Source organism: Photorhabdus luminescens subsp. luminescens (assembly GCF_001083805.1).
In the GTDB taxonomy this organism is placed as follows: Bacteria; Pseudomonadota; Gammaproteobacteria; order Enterobacterales; family Enterobacteriaceae; genus Photorhabdus; species Photorhabdus luminescens.
The window spans coordinates 284,363-306,967 of the sequence record NZ_JXSK01000001.1 but is presented as its reverse complement, the minus strand read 5'-3'; the positions used below and the strand labels follow the sequence as shown (position 1 = coordinate 306,967).

At 42.2% G+C, this 22,605-nt stretch carries 26 protein-coding genes; 13 read left to right on the top strand and 13 right to left on the bottom strand.

The window, feature by feature from the left end; genetic code table 11:
- Nucleotides 1-203: 203 nt before the first annotated feature.
- The 6 genes from TI10_RS01170 to pspA are packed head-to-tail and all read right to left on the bottom strand — an operon-like array spanning nucleotide 204 to nucleotide 4,214.
- Entirely contained in the window at nucleotides 204-1,268 is a 1,065-nt protein-coding gene (locus TI10_RS01170) for a YcjF family protein (RefSeq protein WP_049581341.1), read from the bottom strand.
- On the bottom strand, nucleotides 1,265-2,662 hold the full coding sequence (locus TI10_RS01165) for a YcjX family GTP-binding protein (protein WP_049581340.1): 1,398 nt from the start codon (nucleotides 2,660-2,662) through the stop codon (nucleotides 1,265-1,267). Before TI10_RS01165 ends, TI10_RS01170 begins: the two co-directional genes overlap by 4 nt.
- Before the next feature lie 48 nt (nucleotides 2,663-2,710).
- Entirely contained in the window at nucleotides 2,711-2,890 is a 180-nt protein-coding gene (locus TI10_RS01160; protein WP_049581339.1) for a hypothetical protein, read from the bottom strand.
- 41 nt (nucleotides 2,891-2,931) lie between these two features.
- Nucleotides 2,932-3,285 (bottom strand): envelope stress response membrane protein PspC, encoded by a 354-nt coding sequence (gene pspC, locus TI10_RS01155; RefSeq protein ID WP_049581338.1) that lies wholly within the window; start codon nucleotides 3,283-3,285, stop codon nucleotides 2,932-2,934.
- The gene (pspB, locus tag TI10_RS01150; RefSeq protein ID WP_049581337.1) at nucleotides 3,285-3,503 is read right to left on the bottom strand and encodes an envelope stress response membrane protein PspB; all 219 of its coding nucleotides are present in this window, start codon (nucleotides 3,501-3,503) and stop codon (nucleotides 3,285-3,287) included. Before pspB ends, pspC begins: the two co-directional genes overlap by 1 nt.
- A 36-nt stretch (nucleotides 3,504-3,539) precedes the next feature.
- Nucleotides 3,540-4,214 (bottom strand): phage shock protein PspA, encoded by a 675-nt coding sequence (gene pspA / locus TI10_RS01145; protein WP_049581336.1) that lies wholly within the window; start codon nucleotides 4,212-4,214, stop codon nucleotides 3,540-3,542.
- Nucleotides 4,215-4,406: 192 nt separating this feature from the next.
- Here pspA and pspF point away from each other — a divergent pair, with 192 nt between their 5' ends.
- The 9 genes from pspF to gstA all read left to right on the top strand — a co-directional run bounded on the left by pspF (nucleotide 4,407) and on the right by gstA (nucleotide 14,110).
- Nucleotides 4,407-5,411, top strand: a complete 1,005-nt coding sequence (gene pspF / locus TI10_RS01140; protein ID WP_049581335.1) for a phage shock protein operon transcriptional activator — start codon at nucleotides 4,407-4,409, stop codon at nucleotides 5,409-5,411.
- Nucleotides 5,412-5,669: 258 nt separating this feature from the next.
- Complete coding sequence (gene sapA, locus TI10_RS01135; RefSeq protein ID WP_049581334.1) at nucleotides 5,670-7,334, top strand: ABC transporter substrate-binding protein SapA; 1,665 nt, start codon at nucleotides 5,670-5,672, stop codon at nucleotides 7,332-7,334.
- Nucleotides 7,331-8,296 (top strand): putrescine export ABC transporter permease SapB, encoded by a 966-nt coding sequence (gene sapB / locus TI10_RS01130; RefSeq protein ID WP_049581333.1) that lies wholly within the window; start codon nucleotides 7,331-7,333, stop codon nucleotides 8,294-8,296. The genes sapA and sapB overlap by 4 nt, the downstream gene beginning before the upstream one ends.
- Nucleotides 8,283-9,173, top strand: coding sequence for a putrescine export ABC transporter permease SapC (sapC, locus tag TI10_RS01125; RefSeq protein WP_049581332.1), 891 nt, complete (start codon nucleotides 8,283-8,285; stop codon nucleotides 9,171-9,173). The genes sapB and sapC overlap by 14 nt, the downstream gene beginning before the upstream one ends.
- Nucleotides 9,173-10,165 (top strand): putrescine export ABC transporter ATP-binding protein SapD, encoded by a 993-nt coding sequence (sapD, locus tag TI10_RS01120; protein ID WP_049581331.1) that lies wholly within the window; start codon nucleotides 9,173-9,175, stop codon nucleotides 10,163-10,165. Before sapC ends, sapD begins: the two co-directional genes overlap by 1 nt.
- Nucleotides 10,166-10,975 (top strand): putrescine export ABC transporter ATP-binding protein SapF, encoded by an 810-nt coding sequence (gene sapF / locus TI10_RS01115; protein WP_049581330.1) that lies wholly within the window; start codon nucleotides 10,166-10,168, stop codon nucleotides 10,973-10,975. It abuts the gene before it with no gap.
- A 174-nt stretch (nucleotides 10,976-11,149) separates the two neighbouring features.
- A complete protein-coding gene (gene fabI, locus TI10_RS01110; protein ID WP_049581329.1) occupies nucleotides 11,150-11,938 on the top strand; it encodes an enoyl-ACP reductase FabI in 789 nt (262 codons plus the stop codon).
- A 428-nt stretch (nucleotides 11,939-12,366) separates the two neighbouring features.
- Nucleotides 12,367-13,125, top strand: coding sequence for a hypothetical protein (locus TI10_RS01105; protein ID WP_049581328.1), 759 nt, complete (start codon nucleotides 12,367-12,369; stop codon nucleotides 13,123-13,125).
- Between the two features lie 379 nt (nucleotides 13,126-13,504).
- Entirely contained in the window at nucleotides 13,505-14,110 is a 606-nt protein-coding gene (gene gstA / locus TI10_RS01100; RefSeq protein ID WP_049581327.1) for a glutathione transferase GstA, read from the top strand.
- Nucleotides 14,111-14,156: 46 nt separating this feature from the next.
- Here gstA and pdxY read toward each other — a convergent pair whose 3' ends face one another.
- Nucleotides 14,157-15,020 (bottom strand): pyridoxal kinase PdxY, encoded by an 864-nt coding sequence (gene pdxY / locus TI10_RS01095; protein ID WP_049581326.1) that lies wholly within the window; start codon nucleotides 15,018-15,020, stop codon nucleotides 14,157-14,159.
- 1 nt (nucleotide 15,021) lies between these two features.
- Here pdxY and TI10_RS23360 point away from each other — a divergent pair, with 1 nt between their 5' ends.
- Nucleotides 15,022-15,219 carry a hypothetical protein gene (locus TI10_RS23360; RefSeq protein ID WP_074524856.1) on the top strand — a complete coding sequence of 66 codons (198 nt, stop codon included), beginning with the start codon at nucleotides 15,022-15,024 and terminating at the stop codon, nucleotides 15,217-15,219.
- A gap of 26 nt (nucleotides 15,220-15,245) precedes the next feature.
- Here the strand turns inward: TI10_RS23360 and tyrS are convergent, their stop codons facing one another.
- The 3 genes from tyrS to anmK all read right to left on the bottom strand — a co-directional run bounded on the left by tyrS (nucleotide 15,246) and on the right by anmK (nucleotide 18,581).
- Entirely contained in the window at nucleotides 15,246-16,520 is a 1,275-nt protein-coding gene (gene tyrS / locus TI10_RS01090) for a tyrosine--tRNA ligase (protein WP_049581325.1), read from the bottom strand.
- 245 nt (nucleotides 16,521-16,765) lie between these two features.
- Nucleotides 16,766-17,419, bottom strand: a complete 654-nt coding sequence (gene pdxH, locus TI10_RS01085) for a pyridoxamine 5'-phosphate oxidase (protein WP_049581324.1) — start codon at nucleotides 17,417-17,419, stop codon at nucleotides 16,766-16,768.
- A gap of 49 nt (nucleotides 17,420-17,468) precedes the next feature.
- A complete protein-coding gene (anmK, locus tag TI10_RS01080) occupies nucleotides 17,469-18,581 on the bottom strand; it encodes an anhydro-N-acetylmuramic acid kinase (RefSeq protein ID WP_049582127.1) in 1,113 nt (370 codons plus the stop codon).
- A 347-nt stretch (nucleotides 18,582-18,928) separates the two neighbouring features.
- On the opposite strand from anmK, the gene TI10_RS01075 reads away from it, so the two are divergent.
- Nucleotides 18,929-19,399 carry an outer membrane lipoprotein gene (locus TI10_RS01075; protein ID WP_049581323.1) on the top strand — a complete coding sequence of 157 codons (471 nt, stop codon included), beginning with the start codon at nucleotides 18,929-18,931 and terminating at the stop codon, nucleotides 19,397-19,399.
- 86 nt (nucleotides 19,400-19,485) lie between these two features.
- Here TI10_RS01075 and slyA read toward each other — a convergent pair whose 3' ends face one another.
- Together slyA and TI10_RS01065 are read right to left on the bottom strand one after the other, a co-directional pair.
- Nucleotides 19,486-19,917, bottom strand: a complete 432-nt coding sequence (slyA, locus tag TI10_RS01070) for a transcriptional regulator SlyA (RefSeq protein ID WP_036805437.1) — start codon at nucleotides 19,915-19,917, stop codon at nucleotides 19,486-19,488.
- A 558-nt stretch (nucleotides 19,918-20,475) separates the two neighbouring features.
- Nucleotides 20,476-20,715 carry a DUF1289 domain-containing protein gene (locus TI10_RS01065; RefSeq protein WP_049581322.1) on the bottom strand — a complete coding sequence of 80 codons (240 nt, stop codon included), beginning with the start codon at nucleotides 20,713-20,715 and terminating at the stop codon, nucleotides 20,476-20,478.
- Nucleotides 20,716-20,887: 172 nt separating this feature from the next.
- Between TI10_RS01065 and gloA the strand changes: the two genes are divergently transcribed.
- Together gloA and rnt are read left to right on the top strand one after the other, a co-directional pair.
- Nucleotides 20,888-21,301 (top strand): lactoylglutathione lyase, encoded by a 414-nt coding sequence (gloA, locus tag TI10_RS01060; RefSeq protein WP_049581321.1) that lies wholly within the window; start codon nucleotides 20,888-20,890, stop codon nucleotides 21,299-21,301.
- Nucleotides 21,301-21,957: a ribonuclease T gene (gene rnt / locus TI10_RS01055; protein ID WP_049581320.1), complete on the top strand. Its 657-nt coding sequence runs from the start codon at nucleotides 21,301-21,303 to the stop codon at nucleotides 21,955-21,957. Before gloA ends, rnt begins: the two co-directional genes overlap by 1 nt.
- Before the next feature lie 239 nt (nucleotides 21,958-22,196).
- Here rnt and TI10_RS01050 read toward each other — a convergent pair whose 3' ends face one another.
- Nucleotides 22,197-22,544, bottom strand: a complete 348-nt coding sequence (locus TI10_RS01050) for a Grx4 family monothiol glutaredoxin (RefSeq protein WP_049581319.1) — start codon at nucleotides 22,542-22,544, stop codon at nucleotides 22,197-22,199.
- Nucleotides 22,545-22,605: the final 61 nt, after the last annotated feature.

The window sequence follows — 22,605 nt, the reverse complement described above, 5'->3', positions numbered from 1 at the left end:
ACGATTATTCATATGAAGCATTCTGTCAGTAAAAATTGACCAGACTCCGGTTTTTTCAATGTCGTAAATAACACAGCATTTGAAACTTTCACTAAAATAAATAAATTCTACAATTGATTATAAAACAGATTAATAAAATAACGTAAAACGTTGTCGTTATCTGGATATTTTGTGCGTTCAGATAGAATTAAAGTATATATCATTTAATCAACTATATTCTTAGACTTATTTGGCAGGATATTCTTAAGTTGAGCGATTAACTGACGACGGAAATCTCCTAATTTAGGTTTGTCACCTTCTATCCAAGGTAATGGCCTACATAATTCCATCGCTTTAATACCCAACCGGGCGGTCAGTAAACCGACACCTATCCCTTGAGCAGCTCTGGCAGAAAGACGCGCTGTGATATCCTGCGATAGCCAATCCATACCCACTTCCCGCACCACTTCTGAGACACCAGAAAAAACAATATTCAACAAAACAAGGCGGAAAAGCCGAATACGGCTGAAATACCCCAGTTCAATACCATATAAAGCTGCAATACGATTAATTAGCCGGATATTACGCCACGCAATAAACGCCATATCGACAATCGCCAACGGGCTAACCGCTATCATTAATGCCGATTCCGCCGCATAGCGGCTGATTTCAGCCCTGGCTTGAGCATCTAAAACAGGTTGAACCCATTTACTGTACAACAGCACCACTTCACGATCGTTATGTGTATCGTGTAAAGCGGCCCGCCAGCGCTGTAACGCCGGGTGATGCTGTTCGATGCCCGCCTGACTTGCCAACTTCTCACAAAATTCCCGCCCTTTACCCACACCATGATGCTGTAATAACGCTTTCGCAGTATCCCGTTCTTCAGACCGCATTCTTAGCCGATAAAGACGACGCCACTCACTGACCAGAGAACCTATCCCCGCAAAGACAATCATGCCCCCTGCCGCCGCCACACCTAATGCGCTCCAATCCTGTTGCTGCCATGATTGATAAATCCACTGCATAAACTGAACAACAACACTCACGCCCAATAAAGCCAGAGCGCCGTACACCATGTTACGCCAGCAACTACGCTTAGGTTTCAATGCCGCATTAACTATCCCTTCTACCTGACCTTCACGCTCTTCTGTCTCAAGTTCTGGCGATACAGGATAGAAATTCGCCATATCTTTTTCATCGAAAATCTGAGCGGGTTTTAAAACCGGCTCTTGCGGCCCTGATAAGGGTTCTTCAAAGTCAATTCTTGGCTTCAAGGGCTCCGTCATCTCACTTTATCTCCCACTAAAAACTCCAGCACGGTATCTAACCGGATATGAGGCAATGGTGTATCAGTATCTACCGGACAAGGGCCAAACTCCTCGAAAGAGAAACCCTGTTTTTGCCAGAAACTATCATCAGGTAAACGCCGCGGCACCTCACCGGGAAAAAATGTCAGTGATTTACCATCCTTAAGCCGATATCCTTTCAATGCTGGAATTCTTTCACCATGATGTTCAATCATGCCACTTTCTGTCGCCCGTACCGATGCCAGACCAGCACAATCCATGCTGATACCTTCAAAAGCCGCATTTTGTCTGGCTTCCTGAACCAATTGTTGGAGTAAAGAAACCAAATTAGCATGTTGATCGGCGGTAACATGATCCGCCTTACTGGCAGCAAACATTAATTTATCAATGCAAGGGGAAAACAAGCGGCGGAAGAGAGTGCGTTTACCATAATGAAAACTCTGCATTAATTGTGTCAGCGCTAAACGCATATCATTAAATGCTTGTGGTCCACTGTTCAATGGCTGTAAACAATCTATCAACACAATCTGCCGATCAAAACGTAAAAAATGCGCTTTATAAAACCCTTTCACAACCGACTGGCAGTAATATTCAAAGCGCTGACGCAACATACCAATATTCGTGTGTTGATCTGCCTGAGCAAATTGTGACTCAGTGATATTACTGATACCCGGCCAAGGGAAAAATTGTAAAGCCGGAGCGCCCATCATATCACCGGGCAGAACAAATCTCCCCGGCTGGATAAAATGCAAGCCTTGCTCTTTGCATTTAACCAAATATTCCGTATAGGCCTGAGCAATACCAGCCAATAGATTCTCATCTGCGGGCGCCAACGGATCGCACTGTTTGCAAAGCTCCAGCCAAGGTTTTGCCCATTCAGCTCTTTCTCCCTGCAATAAGCTATTCATCTGACATGACCATGTTAAATAACTTTGTGCCAGCATCGGTAGGTCTAACAGCCATTCACCGGGATAATCCACAATTTCCAGATATAACGTGGCAGTTTCTTTAAAATGACGCAGCAGAGAATCCTCAGAGCGGTAACGAAGCGCCAACCGGATTTCACTGACGCCCCGGGTCGGGGTCGGCCAGTCAGGTGGTGTGCCGTAAAGTGAGGTCAACCCTTCATCATAAGTAAAACGAGGAACGCCTAAATCGCGTTGAGGAACCCGTTTTACCCCCAACAAGCGACCATCACGTACAGCAGAAAATAACGGCAACCGGGTGCCGTTATGGAGGTTAAGTAATTGGTTAACCAAAGATGTGATAAACGCTGTTTTACCACTACGACTTAATCCTGTTACAGCTAACCGTAAATGGCGATCCATCCCACGATTAACCAGCGCAGCGAATTCATTTTGCAGCCGTTTCATGTCTCTCCTGTGGTAAGTATTACGATCAGGCAATACCAGTTAGTTACATCATTTAACTTTTCCTGCAACTCGTGCTTGCAGGGCTTCACGCTGACATTGCATCTCTTGTTTGGCCAACTTATGAGAAACCCAAACCGTGTTAGGATCATCGGCCTCATTGAGACCTTGTTTCACTTGTTCCCGGAACCAATTATCGTGTTCCGCCGCTTCATGAGTTCGTTTCAACATTAATGACTCCACAACTAGCCCAAGGCATTCCTAAATTATTATCAAAGCTGCCTGAAACGACTGCGAACACTGAACGTTTCAGAAGTAATATAACGTTCCATTTGGCGCAGACGAATCTCTCCCGATTTCAATTGATAATCGATTTCATTCAGCAAGTTTCGGGCTGAAAAATGGTCCTCTTGGGGATAACCCGGAGGTGCCGGGTCAAGGACGAAAACCAATACAATATAAGCGACAACCACAAACCCAAACAGGCCAAAAAACAGTGATAATACCGCTATGACACGAATCAAGCGCACTGGTACATCAAAATAATAGGCCAACCCAGCACAAACACCTTTAATTTTGCCCTTCTCAGGTATTCGATACAGTTTCCGGCGATTACCATTCGACATTATGATTGCCTCCAATCAGGATGTTCTGCATCCAGAATATCTTCCAATGTTTTGATTCGTGCCTGCATATGTTGTACACGCTCTGCCAGACGCTGAATTTCATTCTGATCTAACTGGCTTTGATTGGAATTCCGGTCGCTATAATGCAACCACAACCAGATGGGTAGCACAAAAAGTACAAAGATAGTCAACGGAATGCCAAGAAATATAGAGCCCATCACTTTTCCTTAATGGTGAGTTAAGCGCACCAACATTTAATGTTGTTCTTTATTAGCATTTATTTTAGCCTTCATTGCCGCTAACTGCTCACTGATTTCATCGTCTGCTTTTAATTCAGCAAACTGTTGATCCAAAGATTTTTGTTTTCCCATGCCCACGGCTTCTGCTTCCGCTTCCATATGATCGATACGGCGCTCAAATTGCTCGAAGCGAGCCATTGCCTGATCAATTTTACCGCTGTCGAGCTGACGACGAACCTGCCGGGAAGAAGCAGCCGCCTGATGACGCAGAGCTAACGCCTGTTGTCTTGCTCGGGTTTCACTCAGTTTGTTTTCAAGTTCAACAACTTCCCCTTTCATTCGCTCAAGTGTCTCTTCCAGTATGGCTAATTCATGTTTCAATGTATCCACTAAAGCAGCCGCCTTCTGTTTTTCAATCAAGGCCGCTCGCGCCAAATCTTCTCTCTCTTTACCCAACGCCAGTTCCGCTTTTTCCTGCCAATCATGCATTTGTTGTTCACCTGCGGTAATACGGCGGGATAACTGCTTTTTCTCTGCCAGAGTACGGGCAGAAGTTGAGCGAATTTCAACTAAAGTGTCTTCCATTTCCTGAATCATCAGGCGAATCATTTTCTGCGGATCTTCCGCTTTATCCAGTAATGAAGAGATATTGGCATTCACGATATCGGCAAAACGAGAGAAAATACCCATAATAAATTATCCTCTTTGGTAAGGTTAGTTAATACTGTTCATGTCACTCCTAATTACTTATCAAGAATATCAAGAATCGTGCCAACTTTTTATTTTCTCTATTTTCATGAAATATAAAGAAATTTTTTTATTTGACTTTTTATCATAACGAAATAAAGTGGTCTAAATAACCAATTATTGGTGAAAATAACCATGAATGACGCCACAGAAAATCTATTAGGTGAAGCAAACAGCTTTATCGAAATCCTGGAACAGGTATCCGCGCTAGCAAAATTAAATAAACCCGTCATCGTCATTGGGGAGCGCGGAACCGGCAAAGAGCTGATTGCCCGCCGTTTGCATTATTTATCCCCCCGCTGGCAAGGGCCATTTATCTCCCTAAACTGCGCGGCTTTGAATGAAAATTTATTGGATTCAGAGTTATTTGGTCATGAGGCTGGCGCATTTACCGGCGCACAAAAAAAGCATCAAGGCAGATTTGAACGTGCCGATGGGGGAACGCTATTTCTTGATGAATTGGCAACCGCGCCAATGCAGGTTCAGGAAAAGTTATTGCGCGTTATTGAATATGGGCATCTTGAACGCGTTGGCGGCAGCCAACCATTACAGGTCGATGTTCGGCTAATATGCGCCACCAATGATGATCTGCCCGCAATGGCAGCTAAGGGGCAATTCCGCGCTGATTTGCTCGATAGACTGGCTTTTGATGTGGTCAAAATCCCTCCATTGCGCCAACGACAACAGGATATCATGTTGCTAGCACAACACTTTGCTATTCAGATGTGCCGCGAACTTGATTTGCCGCTATTTCCCGGTTTTACTGACCAGGCAAAACAACAGTTACAGAATTACATTTGGCCCGGTAATATCCGTGAATTGAAAAATGTTGTGGAACGATCGGTTTATCGTCACGGCGAGAATGCTGATCAACTTGATAATGTTATTATTAATCCATTCGCCTCCACACCGTATTTCATAGACAATGTTGATGATAGTCATGATTTATCTTCACAACTTCTGCCTTCACTGCCCGTTAATTTGAAACAGTGGCAACATGACAGCGAACGGCAATTAATAGAGTTATCATTAAAAGAGAGCAGGTTTAACCAAAGAAAAGCGGCGGAGAAACTACGGCTGACCTATTATCAATTACGAGGCTTAATGAAGAAACACGATATCAACGTCGGCGATAAGTGAGCCGAATTACAAATAAAAAAAAAGCCAGCACCCGAGCTGGCTAAAAAAACACTGGAAGCAATGTGAGCAATGTCGTGCATTTCCTGGGACATAAAAACTGTTCCCCGGAAGTGCGATACAGATGATAATGGTTATCAATACGTTTTGTAAAGCACTTTGTTGAGAATTTTTCTCATTATCATCACCGCAGCGTTTTTTTGGGCTCAAGCGCTATTTGAGATACAATGTGTCAATTCTAATTAATAACAGATGCCATATATGCGTAGTTTGATTTATTGGATCATATTATCCCTTTCAGCCCCGGCTATTGCAGAAACAATGGCTACGCCTGAAAAAAAGCATCACGTTCCGGCTGACATTCAGCAACACGGGTTTATTTATTGCGTTAATGGCAATCTGAATACCTTTAATCCTCAACTGACTAGCAGCGGCTTAACTGTCGATACCCTGGCCGCCCAACTCTACGAGCGTCTATTAGACGTTGATCCTTACACTTACCGTTTGCTCCCTGAATTAGCCTCCCATTGGGATATACTGGATAATGGCGCGACTTACCGCTTTTATTTACGCCGTAATGTCTCATTTCAATCAACAGACTGGTTTACTCCGACCCGTACAATGAATGCTGATGACGTCATCTTTAGCTTTAAGCGTCTGTTCGATAAGCAACACTATTATCATAACGTCAATGGCGGTCATTACCCCTATTTTGACAGTCTCCAACTGGCCGGCTCTATTCAAAGTATCCGTAAGATTAATGAATATACGGTGGAATTTCGCCTGAACGAACCAGACGCCTCTTTTCTTTGGCATTTAGCAACCCACTATGCCCCAATACTTTCACAAGAATATGGGCAACAATTGCATCAAATGAATCGCCATGAACAAATTGACTGGAAGCCTGTCGGCACAGGCCCGTTTATGTTGAAAGATCATCGGACCAGACAATTTATCCGTCTGGTTCGCCATGATAAATACCGGAAAGGCAAACCACAAATGCGGCAAATAGTTATTGACGTCGGCGCCGGCGGCACTGGCAGGATGTCTAAGCTTTTAACCGGTGAATGTGATGTATTAGCGTATCCCGCAGCCAGCCAGCTTACGGTTTTACGAGATGATCCCCGCCTGCGTCTGACTTTACGCCCAGGAATGAATATCGCTTATCTGGCTTTCAATACCAGCAAGCCTCCTCTTGATAAACTACAGGTGCGGCAAGCTATTGCCTACGCTATTAATAACCAACGGCTGATGCAATCCATCTATTATGGTACGGCGGAAACAGCCTCATCAATTTTACCCCGGGCATCATGGGCTTATGATAATCAAACTCAGATTACGGAATACAACCCAGAAAAATCCCGCAAGATACTTAATGATCTTGAATTAAATGGCTTGCAATTGAGCTTATGGGTCCCTTCCGCCTCTCAATCATACAATCCAAGTCCACTCAAAATGGCAGAATTGATTCAGGCCGATTTAGCACAAGTTGGTATTACTATGAGTATTAAACCTGTTGAGGGCCGTTTTCAAGAAACCAAACTGATGGATAAATCTCACGATATGACCCTATCAGGTTGGTCAACTGACAGTAATGACCCAGACAGTTTTTTCCGGCCGCTATTAAGTTGTGCCGCTATTGCTTCACAGACCAATTTCAGTCATTGGTGTGATCCAGCATTTGATAAAATTTTGCGGGAAGCTTTAATTAACCAGCAATTATTATCCCGAATTAAGTATTATCATGCAGCTCAACAAATCCTTGAACAGCAATTACCTGTATTACCATTAGCCTATTCTCTGCATTTACAGGCTTACCGATACGATATTAAAGGGCTAATACTCAGCCCATTTGGCAATACCTCTTTCGCTGGTGTTTATCGGGAAAAAGAGCCTGATCAAATGAGTCAGAAAGGTGGCAAATGATTATTTACACTCTCCGTCGTCTGCTTTTGCTGATTATTACCCTATTTTTCCTGTCGCTGATAAGCTTTAGCCTCAGCTACTTCACCCCTAATGCTCCTCTCAGCGGAGCATCCCTGTTTGATGCTTATATATTCTTTTTCCACAGCTTATTACTATGGGATTTTGGCGTATCCAGCATCAACGGTGAACTTATCAGCGAACAATTATGGGAAGTGTTTCCCGCCACAATGGAACTCTGTATTCTGGCTTTCTCTGTCGCGTTGCTAATCGGCATCCCACTCGGGATTATTGCGGGAGTATGGCGTAACAAACCAGCGGATACTGTTATCACTTCCATTGCCTTAGTCGGATTTTCTATCCCGATTTTTTGGCTAGCGCTATTACTCACCCTATTTTTTTCTCTTTATCTCGGCTGGCTACCAGTCTCAGGACGCTTTAATTTGCTATATCAGATTGAACCTGTGACAGGTTTCTCATTAATCGATGCCTGGTTATCAAAATCGCCCCATCGTAATGAGATGATCATCAGTGCCATGCAACACTTGCTGCTACCCGTTATTACACTCGCCGTTGCACCGACAACCGAAGTTATTCGATTGATGAGAAACAGTACAGAAGAGGTTTTTGGCGAGAACTATATCAAAGCCGCCGCAACCCGTGGTTTATCGAGGCTGACAATTATTCGTCGTCATGTCTTACACAATGCATTGCCCCCTATCATCCCGAAATTAGGATTACAATTTTCCACCATGTTGACACTGGCAATGATGACGGAACTCGTATTTAACTGGCCGGGACTTGGCCATTGGTTAGTCAGCGCCATTCGTCAGCAAGATTATTCCGCCATTTCTGCGGGTGTTATGGTGATTGGCACACTGGTGATTTTAGTCAATGTTCTGTCTGATATTATTGGCGCAATGACTAACCCTCTGAAGCATAAGGAATGGTATGCCCTTAGATAATTTTTATCGTGAAAAGAAAATGCCATCACCGATAAAGGTCATCTGGCGCTTTTTCTATTCGGACATGTTGGCAATGATGGGGTTTTATGGGGTGCTTATTCTGATTGCCCTAAGTCTGTTTGGTGGATATCTGGCCCCCTATCAGCTCGATCAACAATTTCTTGGTCACCAGCTACTGCCGCCTTCATGGTCATATCACGGTAATATCGCATTTTTTCTAGGTACCGACGATCTTGGGCGCGATATCCTCAGCCGATTGCTAATAGGTACGGCATCTACATTCGGTTCAGCGCTGTTAGTCACTTTAGCGGCTGCTTTATGTGGTTTGATTATCGGCTGTCTGGCAGGCATGACACGAGGACTGAAATCCGCAGTACTTAATCATATTCTCGATACATTACTCTCTATCCCATCACTATTGCTGGCAATTATTGTCGTCGCCTTTGTGGGCGCCAGTTTGCAGCATGCAATAATCGCTATTTGGTTGGCGCTATTGCCACGTATCGTTCGCACGGTTTACAGCGCAGTTCACGATGAGCTAGATAAAGAATATGTTATTGCCGCTCGTCTGGATGGCGCCTCTAATTACCATATTCTATGGTATGCCGTATTACCCAACATTACCGCCGCCTTGATCAACGAGCTAACACGCGCCCTTTCTATCGCCATACTTGATATCGCTTCACTTGGTTTTCTTGATCTTGGCGCTCAACTTCCCTCGCCTGAATGGGGAGCCATGTTGGGCGATTCACTGGAGCTAATCTATGTTGCGCCCTGGACCGTTATGTTGCCCGGCGCAGCAATCATGTTTAGTGTCTTGTTAGTCAATTTATTAGGTGATGGATTACACCGTGCAATTAATTCCGGGGTGGAATAATGCCATTACTCGATATTCGCAATCTCACTATTGAATTTATGACTGCCAAAGGGCCAGTTAAAGCGGTTGATCGCGTTAGCATGTCACTGACAGAAGGCGAAATACGCGGCCTGGTGGGTGAATCCGGTTCAGGTAAAAGCCTGATTGCCAAAGCAATAAGCGGCGTCACTAAAGATAATCTTAAAGTAACGGCTGACCGTTTTCGCTTCGATGATATTGACCTGCTCCGCCTGACTCCACGGCAACGCCGAAAAGTCATCGGCCACAATATCTCAATGATTTTTCAGGAACCGCAATCCTGTCTTGATCCTTCTGAAAATATTGGTCGGCAACTCATTCAAGCCATCCCCGGCTGGACTTACAAAGGCCGCTGGTGGCAACGTTTCAAATGGCGAAAACGCCGGGCTATTGAATTACTCCACCGTGTGGGAATTAAAGATCATAAAGACATCATGAGCAGCTTCCCCTGCGAATTAACGGAAGGAGAGTGCCAGAAGGTCATGATTGCTATCGCATTGGCTAACCAACCACGCCTGCTGATTGCAGATGAACCAACCAATGCGATGGAACCGACCACCCAAGCTCAGATTTTCCGTCTGTTAGCACGATTGAATCAGAACAATAACACCACCATTTTACTAATAAGTCATGACTTGCAAGTCATGAGCAAATTGGTGGATCGCATTAACGTTCTGTATTGTGGTCAAACGGTCGAAAGCGCCGTTCCCGATGAATTATTGATAACGCCACACCACCCCTACACACAAGCGTTAAGCCGCGCTATCCCTGATTTTGGCAGCTCTTTGCCTCACAAAAGCAGGTTAAACACCTTATCCGGCGCTATTCCATCCCTTGAGCACCTACCCATCGGCTGCCGTTTAGGTCCGCGTTGCCCTTACGCGCAAAAAACATGTATTGAAACACCACGATTGCGGGTGATTAAGAACCATGCTTTTGCCTGCCACTTTCCACTGAATCTGGAGGAACAGTAATTGGTTAATACTCTGCTAGAAGTCAGGAACCTGGCTAAAACTTTTCGTTATCGAACCGGCTTTTTTCACCGCCAACACCTTGATGCGGTGAAACCCGTCAGTTTTACCTTAAAAGCTAAGCAGACACTGGCGATTATTGGTGAAAACGGTTCTGGAAAATCAACACTGGCAAAGATGCTTTCAGGCGTCATCGAGCCAACTTCCGGCGAAATCATGATCGAAGGCCATAAACTCACTTACGGTGATTATAGTTATCGCAGTCAGCGCATTCGCATGATATTTCAGGACCCAAGTACATCGCTAAATCCTCGTCAGCGGATTGGACAAATTCTTGCCATTCCCCTTCTGCTCAATACAGAACTCAATACAATGGAACGGGAAAAGCGGATCAACCAGACATTGCGACAAGTTGGCCTGTTACCGGACCATGCCAATTATTATCCACATATGCTAGCCTCAGGACAAAAACAGCGGGTAGCATTAGCGCGTGCATTGATATTACAACCTCAGATTATTATTGCTGATGAGGCATTAGCATCACTCGATATGTCTATGCGATCTCAAATCATTAATCTGATGTTGGAATTACAAGAAAAACACGGTATTTCTTATCTGTATGTCACTCAGCATCTTGGCATGATGAAACACATCAGCGATCAGGTGCTGGTCATGCATCAGGGAGAAGTTGTCGAACGGGGAAATACAGCGGAAGTGTTGGCTTCTCCTCTGCATGATATGACTCGCCGTCTGATCGCCAGCCATTTTGGTGAGCCACTCACCGCTGATGCCTGGCGACAAGATATTCCTTAACATATAGAAAACGATAATCACTGCTCGGAGCAGAATGCAAAATACAGCATATTTCTCTCTAGCGTGATAGAATTACTGGGTTTATTAACAATAAAACGTCATATTGATATTGTCTCTGTGAGCAATTTTAATCCATGAATATCATTACCGGCGTTATCACACAAGGATACTGTTATGGGTTTTATGACCGGCAAGCGCATTCTGATCACTGGCGTCGCCAGTAAACTCTCCATCGCTTATGGTGTTGCAAAAGCAATGCATGAACAGGGAGCTGAGCTGGCTTTCACTTATCAAAATGACAAGTTGAAACCTCGTGTTGAAGAATTTGCTGCTTCTCTGAACTCGACTATTGTTCTACCTTGCGATGTAGTTGAAGATGCAAGCATCGAAGCCCTGTTCACCGAACTGAGTAAAGTTTGGCCAAAATTCGATGGCTTTGTTCACTCTATTGGCTTTGCGCCTGCTGACCAACTGGATGGTAACTATGTCAGCGCCGTTACCCGCGAAGGCTTTAGAATTGCACACGACATCAGCTCTTACAGCTTTGTTGCTATGGCAAAAACTTGCCGTGAAATGCTGAACCCAAATTCTGCTTTACTGACTCTCACCTATCTGGGAGCGGAGCGCTCAATCCCTAACTATAATGTCATGGGTCTGGCAAAAGCATCGCTGGAAGCTAACGTTCGTTATATGGCTAATGCTATGGGTGCTGAAGGCGTTCGTGTTAACGGTATCTCGGCCGGCCCTATCCGCACTCTGGCTGCGTCTGGCATCAAAGATTTCCGTAAAATGCTGGCTCACTGTGAAACCATTAACCCAATTCGCCGCACTGTAACCACTGAAGATGTTGGTAACGCTGCGGCATTCTTGTGTTCGGATCTGTCCGGCGGTATTACTGGTGAAATCCTGCATGTTGACGGCGGTTTCAGCATTGTCGCAATGAATGAACTGGAATTAAGATAATCTGGCTAATAACCAGTAATTTTCAATTTACAAGGCCCGAAAAGTTAGTTTTTCGGGCCTTTTATTATTAATGAAATTATAGATTAATTTCTTCATTAAATCATCACTAATTGGTAAAAATTAATTTTAAATTAAAATATAAAAAAACATTAGAGAGAATTATTAAACCCTTTGCAATTAAAGAGTTAAATGATATTACCTTATAATTGTTTTACTGAAATAAAAAATATCATCTCGTTTCCTTGCACTAATCAGTAATATGTCCTTTAATATAATCAATAACTTAATTTCATAAAATAGATGATCAGTACGATATTTTTAGTGCAATATCTTATCTTTTATTATCATTTTGACCTTTTAGTTTGAGTTTTATATTGCATGCTTTTATACAATTTAATGATATTTATTATTTTAGCAAGGTGCATAAAATGAAAAATGATTTTTTAATTATATCCAATATGTTTAAATCAATTACTAATATAATACTACCAGAATGCCTGAATAATCATGATTTATCCCAAGAAATTTCATCTTCTTGGTATGAGTTTAGTGGGTCATTATCTAACTGGCCATCAGCATTGGAAGATTATGAATATGCATATAATTCCGATGAACAAGATATGGATAGAATTATTAAAAATATACACAAAGCAACAACCTATTTAGGTTCACTTAGCAGTGGATATTTAGGTCATGGTTATATTGCCAGAATCAGCCATGCATTGAGAGAAATTGAGTCAGACTTTAGCAAGTTAAATGATTTCATCTCAAAACTGCCACAACTCTTTGAAATATCTCAAATAGATTTTGAACGTAAGAAAAACTTTGCAGAAAAAACACATATAAAAATTCAACAATTGATAAAAAATATTCCCGATGGAGAAGATAAAAAACAAATATACAAACTCTCTTTATTGATGGAAGAGATCATTTTAAACATATCAGATGTTTCATTTAGCCTGAGAAGTATAAACAATTCAGTCAATAGACTTAATGAACAAATCAAAACAATTAATAATCTTTATAATGATTTAGTCGAAAGATTTAATGAAGAGAATAAAAAAGATATTTTTACAAGAAATTATAGGCAATGCATGGTCTATTTTAGTGATTTTACAAATAAATTCAATTTATTTTCCTATGATTACAAATCATTTAGCAAGAATAATATATTAATTATCTTATAATCAGTATAAGATGAATTTTTGCAACTATCAATAATCTCTATTATTTATTCCGTATAATATAACCAGTTGTGAAATATGCTATATAACACAGAATACGGGGAAGTTTTGGATAAGTCACTTCATCCACGACTACCCCCTAAATTTCTATATTAATGCAACCCATCCACTTGAAAATAATGATAAAAAAAACAGATAATCGCTGCTATGCCAGATCATAGAAAAGGATTAATCACCATATAATCACACCACCTTATATCTATTTAATTATCAATTTGATATAACATATTTCCATATGCCGTGGTAGTATGTACTAAGGCTATGCCTTACTGAGTTCCTTTGTCCTATATATCTATTACCGGAAATTTTTAAGGAGCGATACATGAAACTTTATTACCAACCTGGAGCTTGTTCCCTATCACCCCATATCATACTTCGTGAAGCGGGACTCGATTTCAGCGTGATTAAAGTTGATCTAAAAACTAAAAAAACGGAGAACGGCGACGATTTTTTCGCAGTCAACCCAAAAGGCCAAATACCCACTCTTCTGTTAGATAACAATGAAATCCTCACCGAAGGAGCTGTTATTGTTCAATATATTGCCGACCAGAAACCGGACAAAAAATTAATTGCGCCAGCCGGAACTATGGAGCGATATCATCAACTTGAATGGCTTAGCCATATTTCCAGTGAAATTCATAAAGGATTTTCGCCCCTGTTCATGCCAGGAACACCAGAAAATTACCGCCCTGTTGCTATTAATAATCTACTTAAGAGATTCAAGTATATAGATGAAGTATTAGCAAAACAGCCATACATTGCCGGGGAGCATTTTACTGTTGCTGACGCTTATTTATTCACGCTCAGTAACTGGGCGCCTTTAGTGCAATTGGATCTATCCAATCTGGTTCATCTTAAAGCTTATCAAAAGAAAATTGCAGAACGTCCACATGTTCGTGATGCATTGAAAGCCGAAGGATTGATTTAAAAATAAAAAACCGTTCCACGTAATGTCAGTGGAACGGTTAAATATCTTAATCCAATTGTGTCGCACAGAACTTATGACCAGGCACCGCCATTCTGTCCTGCGCAGCCACAATTTGTAGTTCGTATTCGTCCATATCTTTCGTTGTTACCATCACTTCATAAACCGCAGCAGCGACATGTTCAAGGGCATTCTGTAAAGACTCGCCTTTTAATAGGCTAACTAATAACAAGCCGCTGGTTAAATCACCAACACCAACTGGCTGACGTTCGCCAAAATCCACCAAAGGCCGACTCACATGCCAGCTATGTTCTTTAGTCACTAATAGCATTTCAAAATGATCAGTCCGATAACCAGCACGACTAAGGTGTTTAACCAGTACAATATCCGGCCCTTTTTCACATAATGTTCGAGCAGCCACAACAGCCTGTTCTACATTAGCCACTTTCTGCATACTGAGTGTTTCAAGCTCCAGCAAATTCGGCGCAATGATGTCACTGACAGGGAGCGCGTCTTCACATAAAAATTCGGCCACCCCAGGCACAACAATACAACCTTTTTCTGGGTGACTCATAACGGGATCGCAGAAATACCAAGCATCAGGATTCACCGCTTTTACCCGTTTCACTATATCGATAATATGGCTCCCCTGCTCCGCTGAGCCGATATATCCACTCAGTACCGCATCACAAGATTTGAGCTGTTCGATTTCTTCTATGCCCTGAACGATCTCTGTAAGATGGTTCGCTGGCATAATACATCCTTTCCATTGAGCATATTGGGTGTGATTTGAAAACTGTACTGTATTCAACGGCCATACGTTTACCCCCATCCGACGCATAGGGAATTCCGCAGCGCTGTTACCAGCGTGACCAAAAACAACATGGGATTGAATTGAAAGAATATTTTTCACAATGACGACCTATATTTTTATTCTGGCTTTTGTTTATAAGATTAAAGTCATAGTAAGAGGAAGGGCAACATTACCGTTGCCCCATCATATACCCGTCATCTTTCAAGTTGCCTCTTTGTTGGCTGCACTCGCTCACCCCGGTCACATAGTTCTCTATGCTCCCGGGGATTCACTCCCTTGCCGTCGCGATGCATCTTGAAATACATAAGGTATATATAATATGAGTTATTTCCAGCAGATCAAACAATCGTGTTTCTTACCACGACGCAGCAGGGTGTAACGATCAAACAGACGGTTACTGTCAGTAAACAAATATTCAGGTTCAGATTGTTTTTCACCATTAACTGCGACAGCATTGGAACTGATCATCGTACGCGCCTGACCGCGAGAAGGTACTAATCCAGCATTAACCAAAGCCTGTTGCAAATCTGCACCTTTTTCCAACTCAATTACCGGCATACCATCCTGTGCCAATTGAGCAAAATCCTCTTCGGTCAAATCAGCAACAGCCCCGGAGAATAAACTTTCTGTAATCCGTTTAGCGGCTGCCAACCCTTCTTCACCATGCACCATACCGGTGACTTGTTCTGCCAACACGTACTGAGCACGAGGAGCTTTACCGCTATTTTTATCTTCTTCTTCCAAAGCATCGATATCTTCAAGATTCATGAAGGTAAAGAATTTCAAGAAGCGATAGACATCGGCATCCGCTGTGTTAATCCAGAATTGATAGAATTTGTATGGGCTGGTTTTCTTCGGATCCAACCAAACAGCGCCACCTTCTGTTTTACCAAATTTAGTGCCATCAGATTTCGTGATCAATGGAACAGTCATGCCAAATACTTGTTTCTGGTTGATACGACGAGTTAGATCAATACCAGAAGTAATATTCCCCCACTGGTCAGAACCACCAATCTGTAACTCAACGCCATGTACTTCGTTCAGGCGAGCAAAGTCATAGGATTGCAGTAGATTGTAAGAAAACTCAGTGAAAGAGATACCCACATCATCACGGTTCAAACGCTGCTTAACTGCCTCTTTATTAATCATCTGATTAACTGAGAAATGTTTGCCGATATCACGTAGGAAAGTCAGAACATCCATGTTGCCAAACCAATCATAATTATTGGCTGTTTTAGCGCTATTTTCGCCACAATCAAAATCGAGGAAAGGTGAAACTTGTCTACGAATTTTCTCCACCCACTCTTTAACGGTATCTTCAGTATTCAGTTTACGTTCGGCGGCTTTGAAACTTGGATCGCCAATCAAACCCGTAGCCCCACCAACTAACGCCACAGGTTTATGCCCGGCTAGCTGGAATCGTTTTAAACACAGCAAGGGAACCAGATGCCCCAAATGCAAGCTGTCAGCGGTCGGATCGAAACCACAATAGAGAGAGACAGGGCCTTGCGCCAGTCTCTCCGCTAACGCATTCTCATCCGTCACCTGGGCAATGAGGCCCCGCTCTTGCAGTTGTTTTATCAGGTTATTGCTAGACATTAATGACTCCATCAATTTGTGTATTTTGTCTGGTTATACCCGTCATCTTTCAAGTTGCTTCTTTGTTGGCTGCACTCGCTCACCCCGGTCACATAGTTCTCTATGCTCCCGGGGATTCGCTCCCTTGCCGTCGCGATGCATCTTGAAATCCATAGGGTATATATAAATCGCTACTTAAAAAGAGTGCGGCATAGCATAAAACGCCAATACTATAAGTGCCAGTATTAAAAATGTTAATCCACGATTTATGGCGCGAGCCTGTCAATATGCCAGCTATCACCTTGCCGTTGATAAATAAACCGATCATGGAGCCGGTTTGCGCCGCCTTGCCAAAATTCAACAGAATCAAAGGTCACCTTGAATCCGCCCCAAAAGCTAGGTAAAGGCACCTCGCCATTCAAGAATTTCTGTTTCAATTCAAGGAACTTCCCTTCTAAAACACCGCGAGCCGAAATACGAGATGATTGTTGTGATGCCCATGCGGCAATCTGGCTATCTCTGGGACGACTATGGAAATATTTCACCACTTCAACAGGAGAAAGACGTTCCGCTTTACCAAGAAAAGAGACTTGCCTTTCCAGAGGATACCAAGGGAAATGGAGGCTGATTTTGTTATTGTGCGCCAAATGTTTTGCTTTCCGGCTGCCTAAATTTGTATAAAAAATCAAACTATTTGTATCAAAATGCTTCAATAACACAATACGCTGATACGGCTGACCATCCTCATCGACCGTTGCTATACACATTGCAGTTGGATCACTCAATTTAGCTTCACATGCCTGCTTGAGCCAACGCTCAAAAAGTTCGATAGGTTCTTTAGTCAAATCTTTACGTCTTAACCCACCGCGAATATATTCACGGCGTAATTCTGCAACATCAAATTCATTATGTTCTGACATTAACGTAGCTCTGTTTATGACTCACTAAATACCAGACAGCTTATCATTGTTATTGATTAATAACAGGATAAATCGCCCCTAAAATAGTTTCAGTACTCGCACCGGTAACAGAGGGTAAATTCCCTGACGCCCCTGACATCGTACGGAATGCTAACCAGGCAAATGCCAGCGCTTCCATATCATCACCGCTTAAGCCATATTTATCTGTCGGGCAAACTTCTGTCCCCGCTAATAATGCGGAAAGTCGACTCATTATCTGTGGGTTACGTGCGCCGCCGCCACAAACCAACAGACGTTCACACCCACCACTCAACATGATTTGCTGTGACACAGATACGGCTGTCAGCTCAGCCAGTGTTGCCTGGACATCAACCGGTAATATGTCAGGAAAATTAGCTAATTGCGCCTCCAACCAACTCATATTGAAATACTCCCGGCCTGTGCTTTTAGGAGCTGGTCGTGAAAAATAGTGATCAGAAAGCATTTGTCTCAGTAACGGGTTATTAACCGTACCTTCCCGTGCCCATTGAGCATCTTTGTCATAAGGTTTTTTCTGATGGCGCCATACCCAACTATCCATCAGCATATTACCCGGACCTGTGTCATATCCTTTGACCGGCGATCCCGGTAATAGCGTCGTTATATTGGCAATACCACCGATATTGAGAATGATCCTACGTTCTGTCGGATGACCCAAGACGGCGAAGTGAAAAGCCGGAACTAATGGCGCTCCCTGTCCGCCATATGCCATATCCCTCCGACGAAAATCGCCAACCACAGTCATCCCAGTTAAAGCTGCGATACGGTTATTATCGCCAAGTTGCATAGTGAAAGGCGTTTGACCATCTGGCTCATGCCAAACGGTTTGTCCATGACATCCCACAGCGATAATGTCACTGGTGGTTAACCCGGTTTTAATCAGTAAGCCTTGTACCGCTTCAGCGAATAAAGAACCAAGTTCATAATCTAACCGACCGACTGCCGATAATGTCGTTTGCTGCCCTTGACAGACTGAGAGAATTTTCTGTTTTAATTCGTGTGGAAATGGGTGGGAATAACTGGCTTGCTGAGCAACAACTTTATCATTGATTGCTGCAAGCACCACATCAACGCCATCCAGACTTGTACCTGACATTACACCAATATAACGACCTGACTTTATAACCATTTAATTTGCCTTCCTGCTTAAAATCTGTCTTGATAAAATCAGCAACCACGCCAATAACTATAAAGCGCAGTGGTTTTGGCTGTATATGACTAATAGACAAACTAAGGAATAAAACCTGAGTTTTGGAAACAACTTCACAAAAAATGCTGAATTTCTCATTAATAGCTATTTCTTTTAAAAATCTCTATTGACGTTTAATATATGTTTAGCACTAGATTGCTAATGTACTGGCATTGTATTTGAATAAACTTTTTATTACTTATTGCCAATGCTGGTTGTTAGCCTGATTGCACAGTAAGCTATCAGATTTCCGCAATCAGGCATCGAAATTAGGAGTTATTATGTTTAAGCACTTTTTAGTTAGCGCGGTTGCCGTTGCTTCATTATCAGGCTGTGTCAACACCGATTCTCTTTCTGGTGATACCTATACTGCCGGACAAGCTAAGCAAGTCCAGACTGTCTCTTACGGTACAATTGTTTCTGTTCGCCCTATCAATATTCAGGCGGGTAGCGATGAGAATGTATTAGGCGCAATTGGCGGCGCAGTTTTAGGAGGTTTGGTCGGTAATACTATTGGCGGCGGCAGCGGCAACACATTAGCAACTGCCGCGGGCGCGATTGCCGGTGGTGTCGCAGGTCAAAATGTTCAGGGAGCTCTTAACACAACTAAAGGTGTAGAACTCGAAATTCGTCGTGACAGTGGTGAAAATATCATTGTTGTTCAAAAACAAGGTAAAACTGTCTTCCATAAAGGTCAACGTGTAAGAATCGCAGGCCAAGGTAGTGATGTTACTGTTTCACCTCGACAATAACAGATAGAGATAAGAAAACCGTGACTTCATTTTAATAAGTCGCGGTCTTCTTTCATCCGGTTAGCATTTCATGGATATCGTAATTACTATCTACTCTGTAATTGGATAATATTTTGCTCTAACTTCTGTACTAAAGTGGAAAGAAAAGCAAGTTCCTCGCGTGAAATACCCTCCAGAATCTCATTTCTTGTGGATTCAATAACACCATCCAACTCCCTAATAACCGATGCAGAATCTTCAGTTAGCTTGATTCTCTTTGCACGACGATCATTGGCACAAGTATGCCGGGTGATAAGTTTTTTTTCCTCAAGTTGATCTAATGTCCTGACCAAAGATGGTTGCTCAATACCGATAGCTTTCGCCAACTGTATCTGAGATTGCTCCTGAGGTAACCGGCTAATATTGTATAACGTTACCCAATGAGTCTGAGTTAATTCTAACGGCTTTAAACGGTAGTCAATTAAAGCACGCCAAATACGAACTAACCGTGCCAGATCTGATCCCAATGTAGATTCCAATTGTCCCTCCTTAAATAACTAGCCTACTAAACATAACAGCCAAATTTTTCTAAATCAGGCTAACTAGCCTTAAAAAAGTATATATAACTTCTGTATAATCACAGTAAATTCTTAGCAACTAACTAATTCAGGTAACTATAACCAAGAACAACTAAACTTAATTTAAACTCAGAACAAAACAATTAACATACAATATTTTTACCATAAAAACTATCAGAACTATGAATACAAGCAAACAGAAATCAATAAATATCATTCAATACTTTATTCAAAGTACTATAAGAATAGCTGTCATCTAAATGCTAAGCTATCTATTTTTACATTAATGTTGTTTTTATTTTACATTTATCACACAATCGAGGTTAAAATTCCATTTAAAACATAAAGTTATAAAAACATTCAAATAAGCTCCCTTAGTCTTTTCGTTAAGTAAGAAATAAAAAAATAACAAACAAAATACTTAAGATTATAGTAAAACATTTATAACTTCGCCAAAAATATAACCCTATATAAGTAAATCATTGAATTGTTAACCCTAATAACATCAAAAATCTCTAATTAAAATAGTGATGGCTGTTCAGGTGGTTCTTCATCTGTCTGATTTTGTGCTCTCAATCCACGTAAATATCTTTGCCGACACAGTCGCAATACTTCACGTTTTTGCCCATCAGACATTTTCATCCAATTAAATCTTTCTTCCCGGCTGCGATAACACCCCAGACAAAAACCTCGCTCATTAGCCTGACAAATTCCTCGACAAGGACTGGGAATAGCAAAAAACTCCAGTTGCTCAGCCATCACATCCCGTTTCCTATACAATTAACATACTATATTTAATTATAAACCTAGATGAGAATAAATTATAATTATGGGCAAATTGAACTGTAACCGTAAGACACGTTATAGTTAGTGGTTTTTGTGCGACCTATCGCACAAAAATATTGGTAAAACCATTAAATTAGAGGTAATTATGCGTTTACTCCATACCATGATCCGTGTTGGCGATCTGCAACGCTCCATTAATTTTTACACTGAAGTGTTAGGAATGCGTCTGCTACGCACCAGTGAAAACACTGAATATAAATACTCACTCGCCTTCGTTGGCTATGCTGATGAAAGCGAAGGCGCAGTCATCGAGTTAACCTATAATTGGGGAGTTGACCATTACGAAATGGGAAGTGCCTTCGGTCACATTGCATTAGGTGTTGATAATGTCGCAGCCACTTGCGAATCTATTCGCAAAGCCGGAGGTAACATTACCCGTGAAGCGGGCCCAGTAAAAGGCGGAACAACCATTATTGCTTTCGTTGAAGATCCAGATGGTTACAAAATTGAACTTATTGAAAACAAAAATGCCAGCAACGCCCTAGGTAACTCGATCTGATGTCCGATAAAAAAGAGCCAAACGTCCTTAGTGGACGTTTTCGAGGTTATTACCCTGTTGTTATTGACGTTGAAACTGGCGGCTTTAATGCCAAAACAGATGCATTACTTGAAATTGCCGCCGTTACACTGGAGATGGATGGTGAAGGTTGGCTAACGCCTGGCGAATCGCTTCACTTCCATATTGAGCCATTTGAAGGAGCCAATCTTGAACCAGCAGCCCTGGCGTTCACCGGCATTGATCCATTAAATCCGCTACGTGGAGCAGTGAGCGAATATGCAGCTCTACACGCTATCTTTAAAATGGTTCGTAAAGGGATAAAAAATAATCATTGTAATCGGGCAATTATCGTTGCTCATAATGCTAGCTTCGATCATAGCTTTGTTATGGCTGCCGCGGAACGCACCGGACTAAAGCGAAATCCGTTTCATCCGTTTGCAACTTTTGACACCGCTGCTTTAGGCGGTCTGGTATTAGGACAAACAATCTTAGCAAAAGCCTGCATCACCGCCGGTATCCCATTCGACAATCATCAAGCTCACAGCGCTTTATATGATACTGATCGTACCGCTGAATTATTCTGTGAAATGGTTAACCGTTGGAAACAACTTGGCGGTTGGCCATTAACGACGGCAGCAGAAGAAAAAACCGGATAAATAGCTGAACGGCTAGACTAATTTAATCAAATCTAAATTTAAGCAATAATACCCCCCCATATATCAATATATGGGGAGATAGCATAATAATCTGTCTATACCCGTTATCTTTCAAGTTGCCTCTTTGTTGGCTGCACTCACTCACCCCGGTCACATAGTTATCTATGCTCCCGGGAATTCGCTCCCTTGCCGTCGCGATGCATCTTGAAATCCATAGGGTATAATAAGTAATTAAAACATTACTCTGTCGCGTCTTCGTCCTGAGAACGATATTTATCAGCAGTTTCTTTGATTAATGCTTGCAATTCACCACGCTGATACATCTCAATGATAATATCGCATCCACCTATCAACTCACCGTCCACCCAAAGCTGAGGAAAAGTTGGCCAATTAGCATATTTTGGCAATTCTGCACGAATATCTGGATTTTGCAAAATATCTACGTAAGCAAAACGTTCACCACATGCAGATAAGGCCTGAACAGCCTGCGCAGAAAAACCACAACTTGGCAATTTAGGAGAACCTTTCATATACAATAAAATTGGGTTTTCTTTAATTTGGCGCTCAATCTTCTCAATAGTCGTCATTTTTATTTCCTTTAAACCAACACTATGTTGATAACCAACATCGTCACAATATTGCGGAGAA

Coding starts and splice junctions, on each gene's coding strand:
- pspB (WP_049581337.1), bottom strand. CDS start 3,503: ATGGGCTCTATATTTCTTGGCATTCCGTTGACTATCTTTGTACTTTTT.
- TI10_RS01160 (WP_049581339.1), bottom strand. CDS start 2,890: ATGTTGAAACGAACTCATGAAGCGGCGGAACACGATAATTGGTTCCGG.
- sapB (WP_049581333.1), top strand. CDS start 7,331: ATGATTATTTACACTCTCCGTCGTCTGCTTTTGCTGATTATTACCCTA.
- TI10_RS01065 (WP_049581322.1), bottom strand. CDS start 20,715: ATGGCTGAGCAACTGGAGTTTTTTGCTATTCCCAGTCCTTGTCGAGGA.
- pspA (WP_049581336.1), bottom strand. CDS start 4,214: ATGGGTATTTTCTCTCGTTTTGCCGATATCGTGAATGCCAATATCTCT.
- tyrS (WP_049581325.1), bottom strand. CDS start 16,520: ATGTCTAGCAATAACCTGATAAAACAACTGCAAGAGCGGGGCCTCATT.
- pdxH (WP_049581324.1), bottom strand. CDS start 17,419: ATGTCAGAACATAATGAATTTGATGTTGCAGAATTACGCCGTGAATAT.
- rnt (WP_049581320.1), top strand. CDS start 21,301: ATGTCCGATAAAAAAGAGCCAAACGTCCTTAGTGGACGTTTTCGAGGT.
- gstA (WP_049581327.1), top strand. CDS start 13,505: ATGAAACTTTATTACCAACCTGGAGCTTGTTCCCTATCACCCCATATC.
- sapC (WP_049581332.1), top strand. CDS start 8,283: ATGCCCTTAGATAATTTTTATCGTGAAAAGAAAATGCCATCACCGATA.
- pspF (WP_049581335.1), top strand. CDS start 4,407: ATGAATGACGCCACAGAAAATCTATTAGGTGAAGCAAACAGCTTTATC.
- sapA (WP_049581334.1), top strand. CDS start 5,670: ATGCGTAGTTTGATTTATTGGATCATATTATCCCTTTCAGCCCCGGCT.
- TI10_RS01075 (WP_049581323.1), top strand. CDS start 18,929: ATGTTTAAGCACTTTTTAGTTAGCGCGGTTGCCGTTGCTTCATTATCA.
- sapD (WP_049581331.1), top strand. CDS start 9,173: ATGCCATTACTCGATATTCGCAATCTCACTATTGAATTTATGACTGCC.
- gloA (WP_049581321.1), top strand. CDS start 20,888: ATGCGTTTACTCCATACCATGATCCGTGTTGGCGATCTGCAACGCTCC.
- fabI (WP_049581329.1), top strand. CDS start 11,150: ATGGGTTTTATGACCGGCAAGCGCATTCTGATCACTGGCGTCGCCAGT.
- pspC (WP_049581338.1), bottom strand. CDS start 3,285: ATGTCGAATGGTAATCGCCGGAAACTGTATCGAATACCTGAGAAGGGC.
- TI10_RS01105 (WP_049581328.1), top strand. CDS start 12,367: ATGAAAAATGATTTTTTAATTATATCCAATATGTTTAAATCAATTACT.
- TI10_RS23360 (WP_074524856.1), top strand. CDS start 15,022: ATGACGACCTATATTTTTATTCTGGCTTTTGTTTATAAGATTAAAGTC.
- TI10_RS01050 (WP_049581319.1), bottom strand. CDS start 22,544: ATGACGACTATTGAGAAGATTGAGCGCCAAATTAAAGAAAACCCAATT.
- TI10_RS01170 (WP_049581341.1), bottom strand. CDS start 1,268: ATGACGGAGCCCTTGAAGCCAAGAATTGACTTTGAAGAACCCTTATCA.
- TI10_RS01165 (WP_049581340.1), bottom strand. CDS start 2,662: ATGAAACGGCTGCAAAATGAATTCGCTGCGCTGGTTAATCGTGGGATG.